We start from the raw sequence: 20913 nt of genomic DNA, 5'->3' as shown, positions 1-20913 counted from the left end.
CTTCAGGAGAAGTATCTAGAGTGGTATCAAGGCTCGCAGATTTAGGGTTTGATAGGTCTTCGTCAGGCAAGGCCGCTATGTTTTGATTGGTCATATAAAGTTAAATCACTTTTATCAGTCGTACTAATATATTAAATAAAAATAAGCATCCTATGATATTAATTGAACCTTTAGTACAAAGAAAGCTAGTACAAAGGTGTCATTAATATCATAGGATCAAATAATAGGTCATGTATTGAATGCTAAGTTTTCTTTGCGGGCGTTAGGCTTTAATTGACCAAGGTAGCGTTTCACCTGCCATCAAGGGTGTCAATGATGCGCCATCAAAGTAAGGATAGTCGGTCGGTACTTGCATAGGCGTATTGACAAGTGTGATAGTGCTTTCATTCAGAGGTAGACCATAGAACTGGGCACCAAAGCGACTGGCAAAGCCCTCTAACTTATCTATTTTTCCAACACTATCGAAGGCGGTCGCGTACAAAGGCAGCGCCGTCGCTGCACTATAGCAACCCGCACAGCCACAAGCGGCTTCTTTTTTGTCTGTCGCATGTGGCGCAGAGTCAGTACCTAAGAAGAACTTTGGATTACCACTAGTGGCCACATCTAACAGCACTTTTTGATGGCTTTCACGTTTCAAAATAGGTAAGCAATAAAAATGCGGTTTGATACCACCAACCAATAAATGATTACGGTTAAACATTAGATGCTGCGGCGTAATAGTGGCAGCAACATGGTTGCCTTGTGACAATACAAAATCTGCCGCATCGCTGGTAGTGATGTGCTCTACTACTATTTTTAATGTAGGGAATTTTACGATAATTTGAGCTAATACTTCGTCCAAGAAACGCTTTTCGCGATCAAAGATATCTATATGGTCTTGGGTCACTTCACCATGGATTAGTAATGGCAAATTGTATTTTTCTAGTGCTTCGAATACATCGACACAAGCATTGATGTTAGTAACGCCGTCTGCGGAGTTGGTAGTTGCCCCAGCAGGATAGAGCTTAACTGCCTGTACGATACCTGATTGCGCTGCTAATTCGATATCTTTGGCAGTGGTATTATCTGTTAAATATAGCGTCATACGTGGATCAAACGCTGACTTGCGCTCAAGACTCAAATCGCTTGCTGCTAACTGCTCCATGATACGTGTGCGGTAGGCAATAGCATCCTGCACATTTTTGACTGGAGGTACAAGGTTTGGCATACAGATGACACGGTTAAAGCTGCTTGCAGCATGAGGTACAGTCGTGCTCAAAGCGAGATCGTCACGCAAGTGGATATGCCAGTCATCTGGCTGAAGGATGGTCAATTCTCTAATCGAATCAGTCATAGTGTCAAAGCGCTCTATATTGTCAAATAAAGGAAACAAAAGGGAGTGATACTGTGGGTCTATCATAACAGATTTGCCCACTCGACTAAATATAAGGCTATATATCTATAAATAATTCATCGAGCTGAGATTAATGTCTTGTCATTAAATAATGTTTAAATTCTGGTGGCAAAGATGAAGTTGATTAGAATTTAAGTCAAAAGCGCACGCCTTATGGCAGTTAGACTTTTGCCCATAGTAAATATGATGTACACTGAGCAGGTAATTATCGTTCGACTTGCTTTTGATTTGATCGTCGCCTTTTTTAAAACTATATTTCATAATGGGAGTTATTCATGGCTCAACTTGATCCAAAAAATATTAATAAAATCGTCTTGGCTTATTCAGGTGGTCTTGATACCTCAATCATCGCTAAATGGCTACAAGAAACTTATGATGCGGAGGTAATCACTTTCACTGCTGATATCGGTCAAGGCGAAGAAGTTGAGCCAGCACGAGCCAAAGCTCAGGCAATGGGTATCGAGCATATTCATATCGAAGATTTGCGCGAAGAGTTTGCTCGTGATTATGTATTCCCTATGTTCCGTGCTAATGCCATCTACGAAGGTGAGTACTTACTAGGTACGTCTATTGCTCGTCCGTTGATTGCCAAGCGTTTGGTTGAGATTGCTAAAGAGCATAACGCCGATGCTATTAGCCATGGTGCGACTGGTAAAGGAAATGACCAAGTGCGTTTTGAGCTAGGTGCTGTTGCCTTGTCACCAGACGTAGTGACCATTGCTCCTTGGCGTGAGTGGGATCTGTCAAGCCGTGAAAGCCTAATGAAATATGCTGAAGAGCATGATATCGCAATCGATTATGCGGGTAATAAGAAAAAATCTCCTTATTCAATGGATGCTAACTTACTACATATCTCTTATGAAGGCGGTGTCCTAGAAGAACCGTATACCGAAGCAGAAGATGATATGTGGCGCTGGTCTGTCAGTCCAGAAGAAGCACCTAATGAAGCGCAGTATTTAGAATTAGAATACGAAAAAGGTGATATCGTTGCTATCGATGGCGAAGCGCTTAAGCCGTATGAAGTTATGATTAAGCTGAATGAGCTCGGCGGCAAACATGGTATCGGTCGTTTAGATATCGTTGAAAACCGTTACGTTGGTATGAAATCACGCGGTTGCTACGAGACGCCAGCGGGTACTATTATGCTAAAAGCGCATCGTGGTATTGAATCACTAACGCTCGATCGTGAAGCTGCACATTTAAAAGATGAGTTAATGCCACGCTACGCAAAAATCATCTACAATGGCTATTGGTTTAGCCCTGAGCGTATGATGCTACAAGCCTTGATTGACAAATCACAAGAATACGTCAACGGTACAGTACGTGTAAAACTGTACAAAGGCAGCGTGAGCGTCGTTGGTCGTAAATCTGATGATTCATTATTTGATGAAAAAATCGCTACTTTCGAAGATGATGCGGGCGCTTATGACCAAAAAGACGCAGAAGGCTTTATCCGTCTAAATGGTCTACGTCTAGCTATCGAAGCTAGCCGTGGTCGTGATTTATCTAAGTAAGTTTTTGGCTGCTTATAGTCAATTGAAAACTTAGATTGCACAACAAAAAAGAGGCTCTATATTGATAGGGCCTCTTTTTTTATAATTAATGAATTATTGTCAAAACATTTACTCTGAGAATAATCATTCTAAAATCGAAATTCTTTACTCAGCTTTTTCTGTCTCTGCAACGTCAGGTTCATCTTCGTCTACCATGACAATGGCTACATCTTGCTGTTGACGCTCATCAATAGCGTCCTGTTCTAATACTTCTTCAGTTGCAAGGGTGACACCATCAGATTTTTGCGATTGATATTTTAAAGTAGCGAGTGTACCAAGTATACCAACGACAAGTATGATGATGAGAATAACAGGATTTTTCCATAGCGGTGTGGAGGCCTCATACTCAATGGGCTTTTCACTGGTGGTGGTTGGTGTATTGTCGTTATTGCCGCCAATCAATCCTAAGCTTACCAAAGGCGGTTTGGGCGGATTGGCTGGTTCAGAGTTAACACGCAGTCGATTTCGGCTGAGATAGATATCTGATATTTTGGCCAGTTGTAATAACCAACGTTGGTGTGGCAAAACAACGGCATGCATCTCGGTAAATACCAGCATATCGTTGTGGCGACCTTGCTGTAGATTGTCAGGTGAACGACCAATGGCTTTTAGGTAATTGCCTGTTGCCATTTGCATGTCTTGCACAGGTTCATAGTTTTCTGGTTTGAAACCAGTCAGTTCATACCAGTAAGGATCAAAAGAGGGTGGGGTGCTTGATAACTGCTCAGTATTCAATAACGTACGCTCCACGTTACTCTCTGAGTTGTTCTCTATAGCTTCAATATTATCTACCGCTTCAGTAGTTGATTTAGGTGCGTCACTATTACTTTCTGTCTCAGCAGATGAGGTATGCGTAAGCTGTGAATCAAACCGTGCCGCTGACAAAAACTGTGGTTGCAGCGCGAACCACTTGTTGATTTCATCACTGTCTAGTTGACTGTATTCTGTCAGAATAGCCAATTCACGCAGTACAATCACGCACAAAGAAGTGAGTAGAATTTGAGTCTGTTGCGTCGTTGCATCAATCTTCTCGGCGATATGTTCGCTTGCCTTTACGACACGGCTGTTATCGCTAAATACGGCATCTGCCGCATCGTGACGATGGTAAAGTGTAGAGCTAATAGTCGCAAAGTTCATTGAGTTATACTGTCGTAACTCTTTGACAGCACTACGACTAAATAGTTTCTTGCTGATGGCTTGTCCCTGATGCCGCTGCTGATAGGCCAGAAGCGCACTTACGATAGCTTGTAGACTGGCATCTGTCCCTAAGCGCGCTTGCGGTAGAGAAAGCTGTGCCGCATCGGCCAAAAGTGACAGCATAGGCTGGGTATCATGATATAAAAAATCATACATCGACACACGTGTCGGTGAAATAGTCGTCATAATCTGCTAGCATCAAAAAGTGTGTCCCTATATTACGGTGCCAAATGTCTTGATACAATCCCTTGATAATAGAAATTTTCAATCATTTTACGAATAACCTTGATAGTAATCTGATGAATGACTGATAGTCGGAAGCATTTATGATAAATAACGAAACGCTTGATAAACAACTAGTGATTAATATCGCTGAGCAAACATTAACGATGTACCAACAGCAAACTGAGGTTACTAAATACGTGGTTTCTACGGCGAAAAATGGTATTGGTAGTCAGCAGGATAGTGGCTGCACGCCGCTTGGTAGGCACATCATTGAACAGAAAATAGGCGGTAGCGAGCCTATGAATGCGGTATTTGTCGGGCGTGTGCCGACAGGTGAGATATATGATGTAAGCCTTGGTGAGTTACATCCCAAGCGTGACTGGATATTGAGCCGTATTCTTTGGTTAAGCGGTCTTGACGAAGGGGTAAACAAAGGTAGTAATAGTAAGGGTGGTTGCGATACTTATGAGCGCTATATCTATATTCATGGCACACCCGATACTGAACCAATGAGCATCCCGCTATCTCATGGCTGTATACGTATGCGTAATAAAGATATTGTAGCGTTATTTGAAGAAGTAGAAGAGGGTATGCCCGTTACAATTGTTGCTGAATAAGTCATATTGTACCTTTAACTATGGCGCTGATAGAGGCTATTTAAATACAATAAAAAAAGCCAGCCTGTTATATAACAGGCTGGCCTTTCTATGGAACGTTTTTACTTTATGAGAGCATTATCCGTATGAAAAACAATATTACTACTACCAAAACGTTGAGCTGTCTGCAAATTTTGCTAAACGTGCATCAATATGGTTTTGGTCACCAGTAAGTATAGCGGCAAACCAACCTGCACCATATAAAGCACTAGCGTCTGTTTTTGATTTTAGCTCATAAAGTTTCTGATATTGATTATCATCGTTCAGTTGCTCTAATGCTTTCTGCGCTTTTATCAACCGTTTTAGCCAACGTTTTGTTTTCTTCTTAGCTTTTTTCTTACTTAATAAAGGTGCGGAGAATTCACCGATACAACGTAAATTTCTTAATTGGTTAAGCAGTTCACTTTCAGACTGGTCATCATAAGCAGTGTCTGTGCTTGCATTTGTGTCACTACTCACAAGCTCGATATCAATTACTTCGTCAGTTTTTTTATTGGTTTTAACGAATTTTTTATATTGCTTAGCTAGAATTTTTTCTAACTTGTCTTTGGCAAGTTGATTAGTTTGAGATTCAATGCTTGAGTCGCTCATGGTAAAAGCAATCAGCTCTAGCAAAGTTATCTGAAAGTCATTGGCTTGCAGCGTATTGATAGGTGTGATTTTTATATCTTCGATATCTGTCGTCCAGTCAACAGCAGGCGCGCCAAGTGATTGAAGTTCAGGTTCGATCTGTGCATTGATATAAGCAAGTTGATAATAATCGCTAAGCAAGGTTGCGGTTTGATTAAGTATCTGCAGCCATTCAGGATTAGTCTCATCAGAGAATTCAGCAAATGCTTTTAATGCAGTACGCAAGCGATCAATACCTATTCGTAACTGTAGAATATGATCGTCATCTGTGCTGCCAGCGACGATAGCACTGCTATTTGGTAATATCTGCAATAAGCAGTTATGTACGACCGCACGTATAAAGGCGGGCGCGCTGCTATCTTTATCTACTTGCAATTGGTTTAGGTTGGCATTGACCGCAGGACTGTGGTTTTGTCCGTTAATAAGTAGGCTGCCGTTCTCAGCTTTGGTAACGGTAGATAGACACAATTTATAGCGTTTACACCATATTTTTGCAGTCGTAAACAGAAAGTCTAAATCTCCTGATACCAACTCGAACTCTATTTCTTGAATGGCTTTACGCAGCGAGTCATCAGTACCATGAATAATCTCCCCTTGATCGTAAGCCATTTCGATACAGTTATCGGCTCCGTCCTCATTGCTTTCTGTTAGCAACCGAGTAGTGCGCTCGACATCAGTGACATACAGCCGTGTTAGTGTCTTCGCTAGCTTTTTGAGTTTGAATTCAGATAATGCAGCAGAGATAGGAGTGTCTTCATATATTGTTAAGTCAGGCATCAGCTCATTGTTATTGAGCATCGCTTGCACTTGCTCGTTATTGAGCACGGCATTGTGCTCTAGGCGTGCGGCAATACCATCACCACCAGCCTTAATGGTTTGGACCCATGTATCACCTTCTTTGCGAATACGTAGACCAATACCTGCCTGTGCAAGCTGCTGGTCAGTCGTATCGTAGTAGTGCGCAGCCAGTTGTGTCGTTTGTGAAGATTTAACGTGCGTTTGACGCATTAAACCCTTTAGTCGCGACTCTGGTACCAAAAACTTCAGCTCTATCTCTTGCATATTAGCTCCTAATAATTCTGACTGATGGCTCTGATCGATGGTTGTAATAAACAATTATTAGTCTACCATTCTCTGATTATTTAAACTGCAATAAAAAACCGCCCTACATGATGTAGGGCGGTTTTTTAATAAATACTGCTAGTGTATTGGTGATTAGAACTGGTTCATTGTGTTCTTGCCGCCGCCAGCTTTCAGAGCGTTATCGCCTGAGAAGATTTCTTTGTGGTCATCGCCAAGGTCAGAACCAGCCATTGCTTGGTGCTTAACACAAGAGATGCCTTCACGGATTTCTTTACGTTGTACGCCAGCTGCATAAGCAAGCATGCCTTCTTCACCGAAGTAACCTTTAGCAAGTTCATGAACGCTAAGAGCAGTCGTGTGGTAGGTCGGTAGCGTGATTAAGTGATGGAATACACCAGCTTCACGTGACGCATCACGTTGGAAGTTCTTAGCCGCTACGTCAGCTGCTGCATCAAGCTCAGTACCGTCGTAATCAGCACTCATCAAGTCATCTTTATTGTATGCAGAGATGTCTTTGCCCTCGGTTTCCCACTGAGCGATAATTTGCTTACGGAAGTTAAGCGTCCAGTTGAATGATGGGCTGTTGTTGTATACCAGCTTCGCTTTAGGCTGTTGCTCTTTGATACGATCTACCATTGATTTGATGTGGGCAACATCTGGTGTTGGTGTTTCAATCCAAAGTAGGTCAGCGCCATTTTCTAAAGCAGTGACACAGTCAAGAACAACGCGGTCGATGTTAGTATCTTCACGGAAGCTGTACAAGCCGTTCGGCATACGAACTGGACGTACTAGCTTACCATTATGCTTAAGTAGGCTGTCGTTTTCGTTAGCGTCTTCAATGCTCACTTCTTCCATTTCTAGGAAGTCGATGTATTTAGAAGCAAGATCGCCTGGCTCATTTGATACTGGGATTTTTTGTGTTAGTGATGCGCCTTCAGAGTCAGTACGGGCAACGATAACGCCATCTTCAACACCTAGCTCTAGGAATGCATAACGGATAGCGTTGATTTTTGCAATGTAGTCTTCATGCGGTACAGTAACTTTACCTGCTTGGTGACCACACTGCTTAGCATCAGATACTTGGTTCTCAACCTGAATGGCACAAGCACCAGCTTCAATCATTTGCTTAGTCAATAAGTAAGTCGCTTCTTCGTTACCAAAACCTGCGTCGATATCAGCAATGATTGGCACAACATGCGAATCAAAGTTTTCGATTTTTTCTAGGATAGCTGAGGTATCTTGACCAGCTTCTTCAGCAGCGTTTAGCTCACGGAAATAATCATTCAATACTTTTGCATCAGCTTGACGTAGGAAAGTATAGATTTCTTCGATTAGCTTAGGTACAGACGTTTTTTCGTGCATAGATTGGTCAGGTAGAGGACCAAACTCAGAGCGTAGGGCAGCTACCATCCAACCTGAAAGGTAGATGTAAGTTTTAGCTGTAGTACCAAAATATTTTTTCTTAGCGTACATCGTTTGCTGTGCAACAAAACCATGCCATGCACCTAAAGACTGAGTGTACTGAGACGTATCATTGTCATAATCTGCCATGTCTTGGCGCATGATTTTTGCAGTATATTTTGCGATATCTAAACCTGTTTTGAAACGGTTTTGTGACATCATACGTGCGGCATCAGTCTCGCTAATGTTCTGCCAGTTACCGTGCTTTTGCTTTAATTCACGTACTAAATCGATCGCTGATTTATATGCAGTTGACATCTATGTCTCCTTGGTGGGGTGTAAAAAACAAATAAGTTAAATACTAAAATAATGAGTATGTTGCTTTACTAAAATTTTGTACTAAAAAGTGCTATTCAGAATCTGGTTTGTTATTTATCGAAGCTCTATTTACCCTAAACAAACCGCTACGCTATTACAAGAAATTTGCTGAACTCAACAGTTAAAAATACTTACTAACTTGTAAAGGTGTATCGATTTCAACTATATATCTATAAGGTATTTAAATACTTCATAGGCAGTAATGTCATAATTGGTAGCTGGAAGTGTTACAATAATAAGTTAAATGAACCATGTTCAATGACTGACAAAAGCCGTTAATATATTACTGAGCTACGATATTTAATCAGGTGAGAACGGACGGTAAATCAAAGATTCATCGTCTACGCTGCAAAACCTCTATAGAACTCACTATAACCACCTTGCCAAGATTTATCTAATTTATGATAGTTATCTTTGGTATTTCTATATGATATAATGTCTATATAACAAGCTCTTACGACAGGTTGAGTAAGTTATAACGTGAGTCTATCAGAGCAATATCGAACCAAATTAGTAAAAAATAATGAAATTACGCTGTTGTAGCGTATAAACCATCGTAGCAATGTTACAAATGCCAGCCTTAACGTGGTGTTTATTCAAAAGCCAAGAGAACTAAATATGAATTTGCAGCGGGTCGATTTAAATTTATTAGTCCATTTAGATGTGTTGCTACGAGAAAAAAACGTTACTCGCGCAGCTGAGCAGCTTGGTATTACCCAGCCTGCCATGAGTAATATTTTGCGCCGTCTACGTAAGCTGTTTAATGATCCATTATTAGTACGTTCGTCAGAAGGTATGACGCCGACTGAACGTGCCCTTGAATTACAGCCACGTATCCGTGAGATACTCGCTGATTTGACTCAAGTATTGGAGCCACGTACCGAATTCCGTCCTTATAGTACCTCTCGTGTGTTTCGTATCATGACATCGGATTATGCCGAAGCGACCTTGGTACCTAAGCTAGTAAAAGCACTACGTTCTGAAGCACCTAATGTTATTTTAGATTTTTTGACTCCATCAGATGTCTCTTATCGAGATATGGAGCAAGGACGAGTAGATCTAGCGATTAACCGTTTTAACGAGATACCTCAAAGCTTTCATCAGGTACTAGTCTGGCGTGATACTTTTAGCTGTCTCTTGTCATCAGACAGTCCTTATGCCAATCGTTTTAACTTGAAAAACTATCTAAAAGCACAGCATGTCTGGGTATCTAAAACAGGTATGGGTGTAGGGTTCGGCGTGAACCCAGAGAAGTCAGGCGGATTAGGCTCTATCGATCAGGCATTGCAGCGCCTTGGACAAAAACGTCAAATTAGTGTTTTTACTCGGCATTATCAAATGCCTGCCATGCTAGCAGCAAATAAAGACTTGATAGCGACGTTGCCCACGCGTGTGGCAAGAATGCAAGCAAATAACGATAGCATCATGATGGAAGATCCACCGTTTTTTATTCCTGAGTTTGAGCTCACGATGGCTTGGTCACCTCTATTACAACATCATCCCGCTCACCGTTGGTTACGTCAGCTAATTATGCATGTAGCACGTCAGGTCGTTGCTGAAGAAGAAAATCCGCCACAAGAAATACCAGTTATTAATCATTTATTTTAATTGGTTTGTGTGAATTAAGATTACGTCACATTAGAGCGGCATATTGTTGAGTCTTTACACGCTAATAAAAATACTTTTCTTCGTATCCTACTCTGTATCGTTACTAAACCAGCCTCTAGGCTGGTTTTTTTGTTTTAGCAGTTAATAGTTCATATATGTCATTTAGCCATCCTTAATAAGTCAGTCACACTATTAACATCTTCAAAACACTTCACAATATATTGTAAAACTGTTCATCGAATAGCTTGTTAAGATAACTACAGATAGAAGACGAGCTAACAATAGATTGTGCTATCGATATAGATTTAATAATTAAAACTGTCACAGCAAAATAACTACAAGTGGCAATAATTCCAAATATAAATTCGAATAATATAATAAGGACAGTACTTATGTCAGACATTACTACTATCAACCCAACCACGGGCGAAGAAATCAGTAATTATAGCTATATGAGTAACGACGAAGTTAATGAAATTGTCGATGCTTCACACAACGCGTTTTTAGAATGGCGAACTGTCAGCCACGAAGAGCGCGGCCGTGTTATTAAATCTATCGGCGATAAACTGATGGAGTATAAAGAAGAGTTATCAAAACTGATGACAGAAGAGCGCGGTAAATTGTACAGTCAAAGCATGGAAGAGATTGATTTATGTAAAGCCATCTGTGACTACACTGCTGAAAACGGTGTCGCCTCTTTGGCTGATGATGTACGTGATATTGAAAGCATGAAAAAAGGTCTGGTGACGTATCAACCTATTGGTATCATCTACGGTATGCAGCCATGGAACTTCCCTGCGTATCAAGTGTTCCGCTATACGATTGCGAACTTGATGGCTGGTAATAGTGTTTTACTAAAGCATGCATCTAATGTGACAGGTTCTGGCTTATTAATTGAAAAAATTCTTCATGAGTCAGAACTGCCAAACGACTTGTTCCGTACGATTATCATTGATCATGATCAATCAGAAGAACTGATCAGTAATGATAAAGTACGCGGCGTCACACTAACAGGTAGTGACAGTGCGGGTGCCCTTGTTGGACAACAGGCAGCTAAAGCAATTAAGAAAGCGGTATTAGAACTTGGTTCAAATGACGCATTTATCGTATTAGAAGATGCTGATATTGATATCGCTGTAGAGACTTGTACTCAAGCCCGTCTAATCAACAATGGTGAAACTTGCGTAGCAGCTAAACGCTTTATTGTGGTCGATAGTGTATATGACGAGTTCCGTAAACGTATCGTCGAGAAATTTGAAGGTACCAAAGCTGGTGACCCAATGGATGATAGCTCAGATATCGGCCCATTAGCGCGTGCGGATTTACAAGAGCAACTACACGAGCAGGTAGAGCAAAGTGTGGCCAAAGGTGCGACAATTGCGGTCGGTGGTAAGGTACCCAAAGGTAAAGGTAGCTTCTACCCAGCAACCATCCTAGAGAATGTCGAAAAAGGCCAGCCTGCGTATGATGACGAGTTATTTGGTCCAGTAGCATCACTGATTCGTGCTAAAGACGAAGACGATGCGATGCGCATTGCTAATGACAGTCGCTATGGTCTAGGTGGCGCGATTTTCTCAAAAGATGAAGAGAAAGCTGTTCGTCTAGCACGTGAGCAGTTTGACACTGGTATGGTTTATATCAATGGTTACGGTCTTGCTAATCCTGCACTACCGTTTGGCGGTGTGAAAAACTCAGGCTATGGCCGTGAGCATGGTGGCTTTGGTGTGAAAGAGTTTGTCAATATTAAAGCAGTTCATGTATTTTAAGAATGATTTAATTAAACGACTTAGATAAATAGTCTTAATAGATAACTATTTATGACTTTAAATATTAGGTGATTTTAAATAATAAATAGTTGTTGAATAAAAAAAGCCCAGTTACTCATTACGAGTAACTGGGCTTTTATTTTGCTATCCGAATAGGATTAAAAGCAGTTTAATAAACTGCAATTTTTATCCATTAATAAGCAACTGCAAAGGTAACGTGGGTAGGTAAGTTTTCGATGACGTATTAACTGTTTCAAGTGATAATACATTTTTTGCTAGCAATAAAATTGTCCAAGGTAGTAGCTGATGTTCAAGCTTCTGTACTCGTGACTGCAAGCTATCTGTTGTATCATTAATATCGACATTCAACACGGCTTGAGTCAATACCTGACCTGCATCAAGCTCTGCTGTCACTTTGTGGATACTACATCCATGACGACGTTCACCTGCTTGTATGACTCGCTTATGAGTATCTAAACCCTTATAAACCGGAAGTAGAGAAGGGTGAAGGTTAATCATCGGTGCTGGTGCATTATCGATAAATGAACTACTTAACACGCGCATAAATCCAGCTAAGACGATCAAGTCAGGTTGCCATGCTATTAGTTGCTCATTGGCATGAGTTTCAAATGTTTTGATACCCATACGTTTGCCACTAGCAACGTGCGACAATACCGCTACTGGAATATTGGCTTCTTTAGCACGTGTCAACGCATAAGCGTCTTCACGGTTGCTAATGACCCCAACGATTTCTATCGGTAGCGCGCCTGCCTGCATTGCATTGATTAACACTTGCAGATTGCTACCGCTTCCTGAGACTAGTACAGCAATACGCAATGGCTTAATAGGCCGGCTTGTATTATCAGTTGACATTAACGGTACACCACTGCATCCGCTTGGCCATCAGTACTGCGCTTGACCATCTCACCTATTTGCCAAGCTGTCTCGCCAGCATCAGTTAATGTCTGAATAGCCTCTTCAGCTTTGTCTTTTGGCATAACGATGACAAAACCAACGCCACAGTTAAAGGTGCGGTACATTTCACTCTGTGCGATGTTACCTTGGGTCTGTAGCCAAGTAAACAGCTCTGAGAACTGCCAGCTATTGGTGTCGATACTAGCGGCTAGGTCATCAGGCAGTACACGTGGTAAGTTGTCCGTTAAGCCGCCACCTGTGATGTGTGACATCGCATGTAAGGCTGAGCTACCAAGTGTGTCTTGTAATGCTTTAATGGCTTTTACATAGATACGAGTAGGAGCCATTAGCGCGTCTTGAATAGGCTGTCCGTCTAGTTGCTCATCACTATTGGTCACGTCAACACCGCTGACTTCGATAACTTTACGCACTAACGAGTAGCCATTCGAATGCGCGCCACTTGAGGCAAGCGCAATCAGTACATCGCCTTCTGCGACATTTTCACCAGTGACGACTTCTGCCTCTTCAACCACGCCCACACAAAATCCAGCTAGGTCGTAATCGTCATCTTGATACATACCTGGCATTTCAGCAGTTTCACCACCAATAAGTGCACAGTTAGCAAGTTTACAGCCATCACCGATACCAGTCACGACAGTCGCTGCTACATCTACATCCAGCTTACCAGTTGCATAATAGTCTAAGAAGAATAGTGGCTCCGCACCGCAAACCAATAGGTCGTTGACACACATCGCAACCAAATCGATACCGATTGTCTCGTGACGGTTCAGTTGTAGGGCCAATTTTAGTTTGGTACCGACACCATCAGTGCCAGAAACCAATAATGGCGAGGTATAACCTGTTGGAATACGGCATAACGCGCCAAAACCGCCAAGTCCACCCACGACTTCAGGACGAGTAGTGGCTTTTGCAACGGACTTGATTCGCTGCACCAAAGCATCGCCTGCATCGATATCAACACCGGCATCTTTGTAGCTTAAAGAAGGCTTGTCACTCATAGTCATCTCACAGTTGGGGATAGATAATTGGGATTAGAAGGTAAAGTAATTGAGCACGCAAAAATCAGCGTTATAACGTTTAAAGACAAAGTTTAAAGACAGTGCGCGCATTATACCCAAAAACAGACCGTACTCGCAAAGCAACTTGCCAATATTTGACTAAGATTTGCGTTAAGGGGCAAATTAGCAGTTAAGAAACAAAAAATGACTGATTTTTTGTTGTGTTCTGCGATAATAGAACGCTAGATTTATTGTTAATAATAGCTTTAATACAAGTTCATATGTGATTGACAGCATAGAGAATAATAAACATAAATTTTCAAAAATTGAAGGCTTTGATACATCTCAGCTTAGCTAGCTAAAAATAACTAGAAGAAAAAGAAACCCACCTAGTGAAATAGTATAATGCTGTATTCATTTCATTTAGAAATTACTAACAGTGTATTGCTTTTGATCACTTTTTAAACCCGTCCAACTATAGGATTACTTGCCATGATAAACCAAACAATAGATCCTTTTTTCCGGCGCTTATTTATTGTCGTGGCGTTAGTTGTGGCTGTGTTTCTTTTGTATTTGATGATGCCCGTCATCGTACCCTTCGTTTTTGCCTTTATGCTGGCTTACCTATTCAACCCTCTAGTCAAGCGCTTATCGAAATACATCAAGCGCTGGGTTGCAATCATTATTGTTTACTCGACGATTACTTTGGGGATGGCGTTACTACTTTGGTGGTTGGTACCGACATTGTGGCATCAGCTGCAAGCGGCTTGGGATTATTTGCCGAAGATATTTAATTGGTATAACCAAGTAGTACGAGAGTGGTTCAACAGTAATACCCGTATCAAACTGCCTGAACTAGAGTCGAAGGAATTCTCTGATACACTCGTCGATTATATGCAGACGAACTATAAGTTCGCTGATGCCAGTACTATGATGAGCCAAATACTGACCTCAAGTATGAATTTCATTAATAATGCAGGTCTCATTGTATTGGTGCCAATTTTGACTTTTTACTTTCTATTTAACTGGGATCAACGTTTGCAAAGTTGGAAGATGGCGATACCAAGTGCTTACTGCCAAAAAGTGACCGAAATAGCTAAAGAGTGCGATCTTGCATTGATGGCATTTATCAAAGGTCAATTACTAGTAATGGTGTTGCTAGGCGCTATTTATGCGGTGCAGTTACAGCTTATTGGGCTGGAGCTTGGGCTTATTATTGGTATGGTAGCAGGCATTGCTAGTTTTGTGCCGTACTTAGGGTTTGGCATTGGTTTTATCGCAGCTATTATCGCCTGCTTATTTCAGTTTGGACTGGACTGGACATATTTGTCATTAGTTGTAGGTGCGTTCTTGATTGGTCAGGCTGCAGAAGGTTATATCCTGCAACCGTTGCTCTTAGGTGATAAGATTGGGCTATCGCCACTATGGGTCATATTCGCCGTATTGGCTGGTGCTAGCTTATTAGGTTTTGTCGGCATGTTAATTGCTTTACCAGTATCTGCCGTCTTAAATGTTCTGTTCCGCCATTTATATAATTATTATCGAACCACTGACTTTTATAAAGGTCGCAAACAATTGGCATTGTTTGAAAAAAGATAATTACCTTATTATTGAATATACTAGATAGAGATAGGTATACAACATAAGTATAGGAACGCAATGGCTGCTAAGGCTTTATGGGCAAAAGACTTGTCAGTCATTTTGTAAATATGTTATATATAGGCGCAGTGTTGATAGTATCAACCGTTTTAGTAGCAGTTTTGCTAACGTTGTTTTCTACAAAGTAATTAACCGATTTTATAAAAGCTGTAAGGTCATTAAATGCATTTATATCGGCTAGTACTGATAGTAATAAATACAGCTTGAAGCAACCCACCTTTTTATTATATTTTTCATTGCACTACGCAATACGAGTTGATGATTCATGGCAGAAGCACAGCTAAGCCTCAATCTGGACATTAAGCATGATGCAAGTCTCAGCGACTTTGCCGGTCCCGGTTGGATGTCGATTATCGATGCAGTACGGCAGTTACATGTCGGCCTGATCGGTCAATTATATCTGTTTGGCAGCCCTGCCACAGGTAAGTCTCATTTGCTATCTGCTATTTGTGAGTCATTTATCGAAATGGATAAATCTGCTATCTGTTTGTCTCTTAATGAGCTGATTCATACAGATGTTCACGTACTATCATCGTTAGAAAACTTTGATCTTATCGCTATTGATGACTTGGAAGTGCTTGAGCAAAGCAGCCAGTGGCAAGAAGCTTTGTTTCACTTGATTAATCGTAGCCGAGAAGGGCAACGCCAGCTATTGTTTGCAGCCAATAAGCCAGCTGATGGCTTGCCATTTCAGCTAAGGGATTTGATGACGCGTTTGGCACAAGCACCTACCTTCAAAGTGCCTACTGGCCATGATTTGGCAGACAGACAAGCATTATTACAATCTATTTTACGTCGGCGCGGATGGCAGTTTGACGATCGAATTATTGATCACTTATTGACTGATGGGCCGCATCGTATCGGTGCGATGATGGAAGTGCTTAATTATATTCAGCCAATGTTTTCTAACCTTGGCCGCAGTAATATCTCAAAAGCAGTAATAAGTGATGCTTTGCGTACCATTGATGAGCAGACGCTTGCAGCGGAGCTGGCAGATATTGCTCAAGAGACACATATAGATAATGATACTTCCGATCAGGACCAGCACACGATGCCACTTGATTTTTAATAGCAAGATTTTTAGCAGTAAGAAAAACGAATAACCGTAAGAATACGAATCTTTTGTCCAACTCGCTTTTACTATTAATGGAATAACTTATGAAATCGAATGCTTCTTTGCTAAAAAAATTAACGATAGGCACGTTGTTGGTAGGTGTTGCCTCGGTTCCTATGTTGTCACAGGCAGCAGTGACTCTACAGGTTGATGACCATATCAAAGTAACCGCTATTAATGGACAGGAAGTCCAGCAGAGTGCTTTTCAGCCTTTGCAGAAAACATTTACGTTACAGCCTGGACAACATGCTATCACCGCTAAATATGATCGTCTGTATAACTTGCCTCGCGATCAGCACGACTATTTGCGTTCAGGTAATGTCAGCGTGACAGCACAATTGGCCGATAACCAAACGTATCGTTTGACTATGCCTAACCAACCAGAAGCTTATGAAGCGGCTAAAGACTATGCCAAACAGCCAACGCTTGCTGTCCAGCAGAACAATACTGTTATCGCTAGTCAGCAAAGTATGGCTGGTAATCAAGGCGGCATATTCTCAGGCCTTGGTAAGGCACTAGGCGGCGTGTTTGGCGGTGCAGGTGACGCAGAGCTACAGAACCAACGTGCTATTGCCTCTTTAGATCAACCAGTAGCAAATACTACTAGCAACGTCAATACTGGTACGACTACTGTTAACCAAGCTACTAACGCGAATACTTCTACTAGTACGCTAGATACATTTATGCAAGTCTGGCTACAAGCCACGCCTGCTGAACGTGAAAAAATGCGTCAATGGATTCAACAGTAGGCTGATATTTTTCGAAAATCCAAACAATAAAAAAGCACCCAGTTGGGTGCTTTTTTATTGTTTGGATTTTCATGAGTATTTAGATAAAAGATTGTATTTCACTAGCCTAAAAACGCGTTGTACATCCATACGAGTTTTTCCTGCTCTTGTACGTAGGCATCAACTAAGTCAGCAGAGCCTTGGTCTTCGCTCTCTTCTGCTAGTGCTGATACTTGACGCTGCTCTGCAATCAACGCTTGCAAGCCAGTGACGACGCCTTTCACACAGCTCGTGCCATCTTTAACGTTTTTATCTTCACTGATGCTAGTATGCTGTGTAAAATCGCTGTAAGCATGGAGTGGTGTGCCACCCAAGGTTAAGATACGCTCAGCGATTTCATCAATTTGAAGTTGTAGTGACGTATACAATTCTTCAAATTTTGGATGCAAGGTAAAGAAATGCTCACCTTTTACGTTCCAGTGATAACCACGTACGTTTAAATAAAACACGTGATACGTCGATAGTAGATTGTTTAGTTGAGCAATAACTTCGCTCATGTCTGCTTTTTCTAGACCGATCTGGTTAGTAGCATTGTTAGAATTACTCATAGTATTGTCCTTATAGTGTGAGTGTAGTTGTACGGTACTGAATAAAGAAGAGTAGAGCTTTTAACGAGCTAAGGTACGGATAAGAACGCTTTGACTTTTATCTGTATCTATTGAAATAAACTCTACCTCTTCCTTTGATGCTTATAATAATAGCAAACTATTATTAATAAGTTAAATTTAATAAATACAATTTTACGATTGGTTTTATAAAACTAAAACAAGTTTCTCGGTTGTTTTTCTAAACGATAGAGAAGCTTAATTACGCTTATGCTGGTGGCTGCAAGTTTTCAGGGTTCAATCCTTTAATAGGAACCACTTCTTGTAGATGCTGACGTACTGTATCGATAGGGAACTTCTGTGCTTGCAAACGTTTCGGTACGATTTGGCTGCCTTGCTGACCTTTCATCTCAAACATCATAAAGATATAGTCGTCAGTCTCATCCCAGCTTTTGATAGACGTCCAAGGAATAACCGCTTGTTGGGTCGCGCCTGCACGCATCTGCATACCGCGCATTTGTGAGTTTTTCATCATGTCAGGCTGATTGCTTGGCATTGCCATGACTAGACCATGCTTCTGCACGCCTAACTTCATCTGACGCATTTCATCTGGCATCTCTTGGTCGGCCACTTGTTTGTCAAATTCTCTTTTTACATACCATTTAAAACCTAAGGTACGCGCCAATAGATAAATCACCACACCAACCAGCATTAACCAAAATATGATGGTTGAATAGCCTGTTACAAAGATAAGTCCTGCAATAGCAAGTACCATAACCACTGCCATGATGATCCACTCTTTGGTCTTAAAGCTTGATAAACCAAAAGAAGGGCTGGCACTGGCAAACAGTTCATACTGTGCTTGGTGAAATTCAGCCTCAGTTAGGTTTAAGGCGACAGGTTGGAGCGTGTAGGGGTACAGGGCCATAAAGGTTTCTCAAATACTTATATTAAAAGCGTTGGATTAAAACTGCCAAAGCGAAGCAGCGATGCTGTACTTGGCTAGAAGTGAATAAAGGTATGCGCTTATCTTACCGAAAAGTACTCCTAAATGAAACATATAAGCAAGACTGTTCACGGATAGATGTCATATTAATGCCATAGTTCAAGCTATATACTCAGCTTATTAAGACGAGACGAAAGCAAAAGTGAGCAATTAAAAATAGAGTAACTTGCTATAAGCGATTAGCATAATGAATAAAAGCTAGTGAAAGTCAGTTAAAAACAGTGAAAAGCAGCCAAAGATATCCAAAACATGGTCAAATCTGCCGTGTCTTGGTATTATAGCGTCTACCAGATATGTTGATGTAAAACATAATGTCGTAGCCAGTTACCACAGAGACTGTGATAGCGATGCGCGCTAGACGATTACTTTATTAATAATACTTTTAAACCTTTTACTCACCTTTAGTGTTACAGGCAACTACTATGATTGATCCGAAACTCTTACGCGGCGATTTAAGCGACCTACAACAGCAGCTAGCCACCCGTGGTTATGAGCTTGATATGGACTTTTGGCAAGCAATTGAGTCTGAACGTAAGTCTCTACAAGTTAAAACTGAAGAGTTGCAATCGCGCCGTAATGCTGGAGCTAAGCAAGTAGGCGCCCTAAAGAAATCAGGCGAAGATGCCAGTGAGCTACTGGCTGAGATGCAAAGCGTTAGCGGTGAGATTAAGACTGCGGAAGACGAGCTACGTACGCTACAAGAGCGTATCACTCAAGCAGCCTTGCAAATTCCAAATATTCCTGCGGCAGGTGTGCCAGTCGGTACATCAGAAGACGATAACGTAGAAGTGCGTAAGTGGGGCACGCCGCGTACGTTTGATTTTGAGATTCAAGATCATACGCATATCGGTGAGACACTTGGTATGCTGGACTTTGAAGCAGCAACCAAATTGACTGGTAGCCGTTTTAACGTGCTTAAAGGGAAGCTCGCACAATTACATCGCGCATTGATTCAATTCATGTTGAACACGCATACTATGAAGTACGGCTATCTTGAGACCTACGTGCCTTACATCGTCAATAGCGATAGCTTAAAAGGTACGGGTCAGTTGCCAAAGTTTGAAGATGACTTATTTAAGCTGAGCAACCATACTAATAATGATGAGATGGATTTTTATCTTATTCCAACGGCTGAAGTGCCAATGACTAACTTGGTACGCGGCGAGCGTTTGGATATCAAAGAGCTACCGCTAAAATTCACTGCACATACACCATGTTTCCGCAGTGAAGCTGGCTCACACGGGCGTGATACGCGCGGTCTGATTCGTCAGCATCAGTTTGAAAAAGTTGAAATGGTCAATGTTGGCACTAGCGAACAGTCCGATGACTTGCTTGAGGCAATGACAGGGCAGGCTGAATATATCTTGCAGCAATTGAACCTACCATACCGCACGGTACAGCTATGTACGGGCGATATGGGTTTTGCCGCACAAAAAACCTATGACATCGAAGTATGGTTACCGAGCCAGGATACCTATCGTGAAATCTCTAGCTGCTCTAACTGTGGTGATTTCCAATCGCGACGTATGGGTACGCGTGTCAAAAACGGCAAGCAAACTAGCTTAGCGCATACCTTAAACGGTTCAGGTCTAGCAGTTGGTCGTACGCTATTAGCAGTGATGGAAAACCATCAAAACGCTGATGGCAGCATTACGATTCCAGAAGTATTACGTCCGTTTATGGGCGGTGCTGAGACTATTTCAATTTAATAAATTGGCTATAAGTAACAAGCTGCAAGTCCATTAAGTCACTCGCGGCTTGTTACTTATGATTTAAGTAAAAGTCCGTCATTGCTTATCGTTTAACAAAAACGATGTGAGTCATTGCTAAATATAAACGGTCCTGTCACCGCATTTTTGGCTAGGCTTATAGCAAATATGTTAATATTGCATTTTTATTTTATAGCCTATTCATTAAAGGCGCCTGCCGCGTTTTTGATGGATTATCCTCTGAGTAAACTCTCCTCTTATCTTTATA

At 41.4% G+C, this 20913-nt stretch carries 16 protein-coding genes; 8 read left to right on the top strand and 8 right to left on the bottom strand.

Features of this window, described 5'->3' with window-relative positions; all coding sequences use genetic code 11:
• Positions 1-262 precede the first annotated feature (262 nt).
• The gene (gene pyrC / locus ACT3QQ_RS03115; RefSeq protein ID WP_444526867.1) at positions 263-1333 is read right to left on the bottom strand and encodes a dihydroorotase; all 1071 of its coding nucleotides are present in this window, start codon (positions 1331-1333) and stop codon (positions 263-265) included.
• Between the two features lie 335 nt (positions 1334-1668).
• On the opposite strand from pyrC, the gene ACT3QQ_RS03110 reads away from it, so the two are divergent.
• Positions 1669-2907, top strand: a complete 1239-nt coding sequence (locus ACT3QQ_RS03110; protein ID WP_444526866.1) for an argininosuccinate synthase — start codon at positions 1669-1671, stop codon at positions 2905-2907.
• A 144-nt stretch (positions 2908-3051) separates the two neighbouring features.
• Here the strand turns inward: ACT3QQ_RS03110 and ACT3QQ_RS03105 are convergent, their stop codons facing one another.
• A complete protein-coding gene (locus ACT3QQ_RS03105; protein WP_444526865.1) occupies positions 3052-4329 on the bottom strand; it encodes a hypothetical protein in 1278 nt (425 codons plus the stop codon).
• Positions 4330-4469: 140 nt separating this feature from the next.
• Here ACT3QQ_RS03105 and ACT3QQ_RS03100 point away from each other — a divergent pair, with 140 nt between their 5' ends.
• Positions 4470-4985, top strand: a complete 516-nt coding sequence (locus ACT3QQ_RS03100) for a L,D-transpeptidase family protein (RefSeq protein WP_444526864.1) — start codon at positions 4470-4472, stop codon at positions 4983-4985.
• A gap of 144 nt (positions 4986-5129) precedes the next feature.
• On the opposite strand, the gene ACT3QQ_RS03095 is transcribed toward ACT3QQ_RS03100, so the two are convergent.
• Both ACT3QQ_RS03095 and ACT3QQ_RS03090 read right to left on the bottom strand, forming a co-directional pair.
• A complete protein-coding gene (locus ACT3QQ_RS03095) occupies positions 5130-6716 on the bottom strand; it encodes a CYTH and CHAD domain-containing protein (RefSeq protein ID WP_444526863.1) in 1587 nt (528 codons plus the stop codon).
• A 153-nt stretch (positions 6717-6869) separates the two neighbouring features.
• Positions 6870-8456, bottom strand: coding sequence for an isocitrate lyase (locus ACT3QQ_RS03090; RefSeq protein ID WP_444522486.1), 1587 nt, complete (start codon positions 8454-8456; stop codon positions 6870-6872).
• Between the two features lie 678 nt (positions 8457-9134).
• Between ACT3QQ_RS03090 and ACT3QQ_RS03085 the strand changes: the two genes are divergently transcribed.
• A complete protein-coding gene (locus ACT3QQ_RS03085; RefSeq protein ID WP_057761159.1) occupies positions 9135-10124 on the top strand; it encodes a LysR family transcriptional regulator in 990 nt (329 codons plus the stop codon).
• 392 nt (positions 10125-10516) lie between these two features.
• Entirely contained in the window at positions 10517-11890 is a 1374-nt protein-coding gene (locus ACT3QQ_RS03080; RefSeq protein ID WP_444526862.1) for an NAD-dependent succinate-semialdehyde dehydrogenase, read from the top strand.
• 186 nt (positions 11891-12076) lie between these two features.
• Here ACT3QQ_RS03080 and purN read toward each other — a convergent pair whose 3' ends face one another.
• Positions 12077-12763, bottom strand: coding sequence for a phosphoribosylglycinamide formyltransferase (purN, locus tag ACT3QQ_RS03075; RefSeq protein ID WP_444526861.1), 687 nt, complete (start codon positions 12761-12763; stop codon positions 12077-12079).
• Positions 12763-13824, bottom strand: a complete 1062-nt coding sequence (gene purM, locus ACT3QQ_RS03070; protein WP_444526860.1) for a phosphoribosylformylglycinamidine cyclo-ligase — start codon at positions 13822-13824, stop codon at positions 12763-12765. Before purM ends, purN begins: the two co-directional genes overlap by 1 nt.
• Positions 13825-14316: 492 nt before the next feature.
• On the opposite strand from purM, the gene ACT3QQ_RS03065 reads away from it, so the two are divergent.
• The 3 genes from ACT3QQ_RS03065 to ACT3QQ_RS03055 all read left to right on the top strand — a co-directional run bounded on the left by ACT3QQ_RS03065 (position 14317) and on the right by ACT3QQ_RS03055 (position 17346).
• The gene (locus ACT3QQ_RS03065; RefSeq protein WP_444520524.1) at positions 14317-15423 is read left to right on the top strand and encodes an AI-2E family transporter; all 1107 of its coding nucleotides are present in this window, start codon (positions 14317-14319) and stop codon (positions 15421-15423) included.
• A gap of 325 nt (positions 15424-15748) precedes the next feature.
• Positions 15749-16552, top strand: a complete 804-nt coding sequence (gene hda, locus ACT3QQ_RS03060) for a DnaA regulatory inactivator Hda (protein WP_444522490.1) — start codon at positions 15749-15751, stop codon at positions 16550-16552.
• 89 nt (positions 16553-16641) lie between these two features.
• Positions 16642-17346, top strand: a complete 705-nt coding sequence (locus tag ACT3QQ_RS03055; protein ID WP_444526859.1) for a DUF2057 family protein — start codon at positions 16642-16644, stop codon at positions 17344-17346.
• A 101-nt stretch (positions 17347-17447) separates the two neighbouring features.
• Here the strand turns inward: ACT3QQ_RS03055 and ACT3QQ_RS03050 are convergent, their stop codons facing one another.
• Both ACT3QQ_RS03050 and ACT3QQ_RS03045 read right to left on the bottom strand, forming a co-directional pair.
• Positions 17448-17933, bottom strand: coding sequence for a Dps family protein (locus tag ACT3QQ_RS03050; protein WP_444520527.1), 486 nt, complete (start codon positions 17931-17933; stop codon positions 17448-17450).
• 265 nt (positions 17934-18198) lie between these two features.
• Positions 18199-18858, bottom strand: a complete 660-nt coding sequence (locus tag ACT3QQ_RS03045; protein ID WP_444526858.1) for a YcxB family protein — start codon at positions 18856-18858, stop codon at positions 18199-18201.
• 500 nt (positions 18859-19358) lie between these two features.
• Here ACT3QQ_RS03045 and serS point away from each other — a divergent pair, with 500 nt between their 5' ends.
• On the top strand, positions 19359-20645 hold the full coding sequence (gene serS, locus ACT3QQ_RS03040; protein WP_444522492.1) for a serine--tRNA ligase: 1287 nt from the start codon (positions 19359-19361) through the stop codon (positions 20643-20645).
• Positions 20646-20913: the final 268 nt, after the last annotated feature.

It is taken from the genome of Psychrobacter sp. AOP7-A1-24, assembly GCF_052376235.1.
GTDB lineage: Bacteria > Pseudomonadota > Gammaproteobacteria > Pseudomonadales > Moraxellaceae > Psychrobacter.
The sequence above is the reverse complement of the archived record's forward strand: the minus strand, read 5'-3'. Positions and strand labels throughout refer to the sequence as shown.

Coding starts and splice junctions, on each gene's coding strand:
- ACT3QQ_RS03050 (WP_444520527.1), bottom strand. CDS start 17,933: ATGAGTAATTCTAACAATGCTACTAACCAGATCGGTCTAGAAAAAGCA.
- ACT3QQ_RS03100 (WP_444526864.1), top strand. CDS start 4,470: ATGATAAATAACGAAACGCTTGATAAACAACTAGTGATTAATATCGCT.
- purM (WP_444526860.1), bottom strand. CDS start 13,824: ATGAGTGACAAGCCTTCTTTAAGCTACAAAGATGCCGGTGTTGATATC.
- ACT3QQ_RS03085 (WP_057761159.1), top strand. CDS start 9,135: ATGAATTTGCAGCGGGTCGATTTAAATTTATTAGTCCATTTAGATGTG.
- ACT3QQ_RS03105 (WP_444526865.1), bottom strand. CDS start 4,329: ATGACGACTATTTCACCGACACGTGTGTCGATGTATGATTTTTTATAT.
- purN (WP_444526861.1), bottom strand. CDS start 12,763: ATGTCAACTGATAATACAAGCCGGCCTATTAAGCCATTGCGTATTGCT.
- ACT3QQ_RS03095 (WP_444526863.1), bottom strand. CDS start 6,716: ATGCAAGAGATAGAGCTGAAGTTTTTGGTACCAGAGTCGCGACTAAAG.
- ACT3QQ_RS03090 (WP_444522486.1), bottom strand. CDS start 8,456: ATGTCAACTGCATATAAATCAGCGATCGATTTAGTACGTGAATTAAAG.
- ACT3QQ_RS03110 (WP_444526866.1), top strand. CDS start 1,669: ATGGCTCAACTTGATCCAAAAAATATTAATAAAATCGTCTTGGCTTAT.
- ACT3QQ_RS03055 (WP_444526859.1), top strand. CDS start 16,642: ATGAAATCGAATGCTTCTTTGCTAAAAAAATTAACGATAGGCACGTTG.
- pyrC (WP_444526867.1), bottom strand. CDS start 1,333: ATGACTGATTCGATTAGAGAATTGACCATCCTTCAGCCAGATGACTGG.
- hda (WP_444522490.1), top strand. CDS start 15,749: ATGGCAGAAGCACAGCTAAGCCTCAATCTGGACATTAAGCATGATGCA.
- ACT3QQ_RS03065 (WP_444520524.1), top strand. CDS start 14,317: ATGATAAACCAAACAATAGATCCTTTTTTCCGGCGCTTATTTATTGTC.
- serS (WP_444522492.1), top strand. CDS start 19,359: ATGATTGATCCGAAACTCTTACGCGGCGATTTAAGCGACCTACAACAG.
- ACT3QQ_RS03080 (WP_444526862.1), top strand. CDS start 10,517: ATGTCAGACATTACTACTATCAACCCAACCACGGGCGAAGAAATCAGT.
- ACT3QQ_RS03045 (WP_444526858.1), bottom strand. CDS start 18,858: ATGGCCCTGTACCCCTACACGCTCCAACCTGTCGCCTTAAACCTAACT.